Origin of the sequence: Actinophytocola sp., from assembly GCF_035712165.1 — a bacterium.
GTDB lineage: Bacteria > Actinomycetota > Actinomycetes > Mycobacteriales > Pseudonocardiaceae > DASYTH01.
In genome coordinates this window covers 1-4,449 of sequence record NZ_DASTBH010000383.1, presented here as the reverse complement: position 1 = coordinate 4,449, position 4,449 = coordinate 1, and the positions used below count along the sequence as shown (strand labels likewise).

5 protein-coding genes are annotated in these 4,449 nt (G+C 72.8%); all 5 read left to right on the top strand.

Features of this window, described 5'->3' with window-relative positions; translation table 11 throughout:
* Positions 1–91: 91 nt before the first annotated feature.
* Positions 92–910, top strand: coding sequence for an ESX secretion-associated protein EspG (locus VFO68_RS21190; RefSeq protein ID WP_325160086.1), 819 nt, complete (start codon positions 92–94; stop codon positions 908–910).
* Between the two features lie 39 nt (positions 911–949).
* Positions 950–1,282: a sterol carrier family protein gene (locus VFO68_RS21185; RefSeq protein ID WP_325160087.1), complete on the top strand. Its 333-nt coding sequence runs from the start codon at positions 950–952 to the stop codon at positions 1,280–1,282.
* Between the two features lie 103 nt (positions 1,283–1,385).
* On the top strand, positions 1,386–2,900 hold the full coding sequence (purF, locus tag VFO68_RS21180; protein ID WP_325160085.1) for an amidophosphoribosyltransferase: 1,515 nt from the start codon (positions 1,386–1,388) through the stop codon (positions 2,898–2,900).
* A 35-nt stretch (positions 2,901–2,935) separates the two neighbouring features.
* Positions 2,936–4,015 carry a phosphoribosylformylglycinamidine cyclo-ligase gene (gene purM / locus VFO68_RS21175; RefSeq protein WP_325160084.1) on the top strand — a complete coding sequence of 360 codons (1,080 nt, stop codon included), beginning with the start codon at positions 2,936–2,938 and terminating at the stop codon, positions 4,013–4,015.
* 67 nt (positions 4,016–4,082) lie between these two features.
* Positions 4,083–4,449: alternative ribosome rescue aminoacyl-tRNA hydrolase ArfB (gene arfB / locus VFO68_RS21170; RefSeq protein ID WP_325160083.1), on the top strand; the 367-nt coding region annotated here is incomplete at its 3' end.

Here is a 4,449-nt window from a genome sequence, read left to right as displayed (position 1 = left end):
CGGACTACCTGCTGGAGACCACCGACGTGTTCGGCGACGACCGCATGGTGTCTCCCGCGGTGATCGGTGAGGACCCGAACCTGGAAGAGAAGTGACGATCTTGGGCCTGGGGACCGAACCGGAGGTCGACCACGATCCCGTGGTCATCTCGGCGCTCGAGTTCGACGTGCTGTGGGAGCACCTTCAGCTCGGCTCGATGCCGCTGGTGGTGAAGGTGCCCTCACCCGGCAAGACCTACGAGGAGCGGGCCACGCTGGAACAGCGGGCGTGGTCCGACCTCGAGGGTCGTGGGCTCGGCCGGCCGGTCGCGGTCCACCCGGAGATCGACTACGTGTTGCGGCTGCTGTCCCGGCCCGAGCGCGAGGTCGACGGCCGCGCCTACGTGGAACGCGGCGTTCGGCTGATCGTGGCCGCGGCCGGCAACTCCGCCGCGATCGCGGTGCTGGCCGGTGACGAGGTCACGCTGCGCCGCGCCTCCGGCGGCAACCTCGCCGCGCTCGCCGTCGAGCTGCTGCCGGACCGTCCGGCCGGCACCGGGCAGTCGGTTTCGTTGCGCAGCGCGGACTTCGAGGCCGCGGCCAACGCCGCGGGCGGCACCCAGCAGGGGTTCCACGCGGCCCTGCTGGACCGGGGCGTGCGCCCCGACGACGCGGACGCGCTGGCCGGCATGATCAAGGACGTGCACGGCACCGGCAACTTCGGCGCCGCCGCGCGGGACCGGCTCGGCCGCCGGCTCCGGGCCGACCGGGTGGTGTCGTTCTTCGACACCGAGGACGGCCGCTACGTGCAGATCCGCCGCGCCGCCCAGGACGGGGTGCTGTGGACCACGATCTCCCCGGCCGACTCGCGCAAGCTGATCCAGCACCTGGACCAGCTGCTGACCGAGATCACCAAGACCGCCGAGGACTAAGTGCGCCGCGCCGTCGATCCGCATGAGCTGCGGGAGGGGATGGCGGCCGTGCAACCCTGGCTCTCCGGCGGCGAGCAGCCGGACCGGGCCACGGTGGCCACCGCGGTGCGGTTGAGCCTGCGCACCCTGGCCCAGCTCGCGCCCGGCAACACCGTCGAGGTCCGGGTGCCGCCGTTCGCCGCGGTGCAGTGCGTCGAGGGGCCTCGGCACACCCGGGGCACCCCGGCCAACGTGATCGAGACCGACCCGCGCACCTGGCTGGAGCTGGCCGCCGGCCGTCTACAGTGGACGGACGCGGTGCGTGCCGGCCGGGTGACAGCATCCGGCACCCGGGCGGACCTGGCCCGGTTCCTCCCCATTGTGCGGTTGTGAATCTTGGAGTGTGGGGCGACCCACCCTTCCGGGTAGCCCGGATGGCCCTGCGGAGCACCTACACTCGGGGACATAGCTGACCCCACCCCCTGGAGACGCTTCGGTGGCTACCGACCAGTTCGACGCTGGATCCGACCCCGAGCCCCGAGAGGAATGTGGAGTTTTCGGGGTCTGGGCCCCCGGCGAAGAGGTTTCCAAGCTCACCTACTACGGCCTGTACGCGTTGCAGCACCGCGGGCAGGAGGCGGCCGGCATCTCGGTGTCCGACGGCCAGCAGATCGTGGTGTTCAAGGACCTCGGCCTGGTCAGCCAGGTCTTCGACGAGCAGGTGCTGTCCTCGCTGCGCGGGCACGTCGCGGTCGGGCACTGCCGCTACTCCACCACCGGCTCGACCACCTGGGAGAACGCCCAGCCGACGTTCCGCACCACCAGAGTCGGCGGCGGGCTGTCCCTCGGGCACAACGGCAACCTGGTGAACACCGCCGACCTGCTGGAACTGGCGCAGGCCGCGGGGGTGGCCACCGGCACCGGCGCGACGACCGACTCCGACCTGCTCACCGGGCTGCTCGCCGCCACGGCGGCCGACCGCGGGCTGGAGCAGGCCGCGCTTGAGCTGCTGCCCATGGTGCGCGGCGCGTTCTGCCTGGTCTTCGCCGACGAGGACACGCTCTACGCCGCGCGCGACCCGCACGGGGTCCGGCCGCTGGTGCTCGGCCGGCTGGCCCGGGGCTGGGTGGTGGCCAGCGAGACCGCCGCACTGGACATCGTCGGCGCCTCGTTCGTGCGGGAGGTCGAACCGGGCGAGCTGCTGGCCATCGACGAGGGCGGGCTGCGCTCGTCCCGGTTCGCCAACCCGGAGCCGAAGGGCTGCGTGTTCGAGTTCGTCTACCTGGCCCGGCCGGACACCACGATCAGCGGCCGGTCCGTGCACGCCAGCCGGGTGGACATCGGCCGCAGGCTGGCCGACGAGGCGCCGGCCGAGGCCGACCTGGTGATCCCGGTGCCGGAGTCGGGCACGCCGGCCGCGATCGGCTACGCGCAGGCCTCCGGCATCCCGTACGGGTCGGGTCTGGTCAAGAACGCCTACGTGGGCCGCACCTTCATCCAGCCGTCGCAGACCATCCGCCAGCTCGGCATCCGGCTCAAGCTCAACCCGCTGCGCGACGTGATCCGGGGCAAGCGGCTGGTGGTGGTGGACGACTCGATCGTGCGCGGCAACACCCAGCGGGCGCTGGTGCGGATGCTGCGCGAGTCCGGCGCGGTCGAGGTGCACGTGCGGATCGCGTCGCCGCCGGTGCGCTGGCCGTGCTTCTACGGGATCGACTTCGCCTCGCGTGCCGAGCTGATCGCCAACGGCTTGGACGCCGACGGGGTGCGGCGGTCCATCGGCGCCGACTCGCTGGGCTACGTGTCCCTGGAAGGGTTGATCGCGGCGACCGAGCAGCCCAGGACGCGGCTGTGCTCGGCGTGCTTCGACGGTGACTACCCGATCCCGTTGCCGCAGGACGCGATGGCCGGGAAGTTCCGGCTGGAGGGTCTCGGCCGGGGAATCGGCGGCTCCGCCACGCCGGTGTTGCCCGCCGGGTACGGTGCCGAGGAGGCATTGCAGCGACCCTGACGCTGTGGCCACCCCGACCGAATTCGACTGGACCGATGACCGACGCCTCCTCCGAACCCCCACCCGCCACCTACGCCGCCGCCGGCGTGAGCATCGAAGCCGGCGAGGCGGCCGTCGAACAACTCAAGCCGTGGGCGCAGCGCGCCCAACGGCCCGAGGTGATCGGCGGGATCGGCGGCTTCGCCGGCCTGTTCAAACTGCGCCTGGACCGGTGGTCCGAGCCGCTGCTCGCCTCCTCGACCGACGGGGTGGGCACCAAGACGGCGGTGGCCCAGGCCCTGGGCATCCATGACACGGTGGGTATCGACCTGGTCGCGATGGTGGTCGACGACCTGGTGGTGTGCGGGGCCGAGCCGCTGTTCCTGCAGGACTACATCGCGGTCGGCAAGGTGCTGCCGGACCTGGTCGCCGGGCTGGTCAAGGGCATCTCCGAAGGCTGTGTGCAGGCCGGTTGCGCGCTGCTCGGCGGGGAGACGGCCGAGCACCCGGGCCTGATGGCCGAGGGCGGCTACGACCTGTCGGCGACCGGGATCGGTGTGGTCGAGGCGGACAAGGTGCTCGGTCCGGACCGGGTCCGGCCGGGTGACGTGGTGATCGGGATGGCCTCCTCCGGGCTGCACTCCAACGGCTACTCGCTGGCCCGGCACGTGCTGCTGGACATCGCGCGGATGCGGCTGGACGGCATGGTCGAGGAGTTCGGCCGCACGCTGGGCGAGGAGATGCTGGAGCCGACCCGGATCTACGCCAAGGACTGCCTGGCGCTGGCCGCCGAGACCGAGGTGCGCACGTTCGCGCACGTCACCGGCGGCGGGCTGGCCGGAAACCTGGCCCGGGTGATCCCGCCCGGGCTGCGGGCCGTGCTGGAGCGCGGCACCTGGAGCCCGGCACCGGTGTTCTCGATGATCGCCCAGCGCGGCCGGGTGGAGCGGGCCGAGATGGAGCGCACGTTCAACATGGGCGTCGGCATGGTCGCCGTCGTCGAGCCGGCCGACGTGGACCGCGCCCTGGCCATCCTCACCGCCCGCCACGTGCCGGCCTGGGTGCTCGGCGACGTCATCCCCAACCCGGACGAGGAAGCCCCCGTCACCCTCCGCGGCGACCACCCGCGCTTCTAGGGTGGGCGGGTACGGGCTTGCCGAAATGGCGTTTCGCGGGGTGGGTGGGGGTGCTTAACCTGTGGGGATGCCCGAGAACCTGCCCGTGACCCGGTCGCTGGTGATCCCGGCGACCGAGCTGCGCGAGCGGTTCTCCCGGTCGTCCGGGCCAGGCGGCCAGGGCGTGAACACCGCCGACAGCCGGGTTGAGCTGTCCTTCGACATCGCTCGTTCGCCGTCGGTGCCGGACTGGCTGCGGCCGCGGATGCTGGACCGGCTGTCCGGCCGGCTGGTCGACGGCGTGCTCACCATCGCCGCCAGCGAGCACCGCGCCCAGCTCGCCAACCGCGCCGCCGCCCGGGACCGGCTGGCCGACCTGCTCCGCGCCGCTGCCGCACCCCCGGCCGCCGCCCGGCGGCCGACCAAGCCGTCCCGCGCCTCGCGGGAACGCCGGC

What these genes read in the sequence shown, in the direction of transcription:
- VFO68_RS21185 (WP_325160087.1), top strand. Translation starts at nt 950, where the DNA reads ATGGCGGCCGTGCAACCCTGGCTCTCCGGCGGCGAGCAGCCGGACCGG.
- purM (WP_325160084.1), top strand. Translation starts at nt 2,936, where the DNA reads ATGACCGACGCCTCCTCCGAACCCCCACCCGCCACCTACGCCGCCGCC.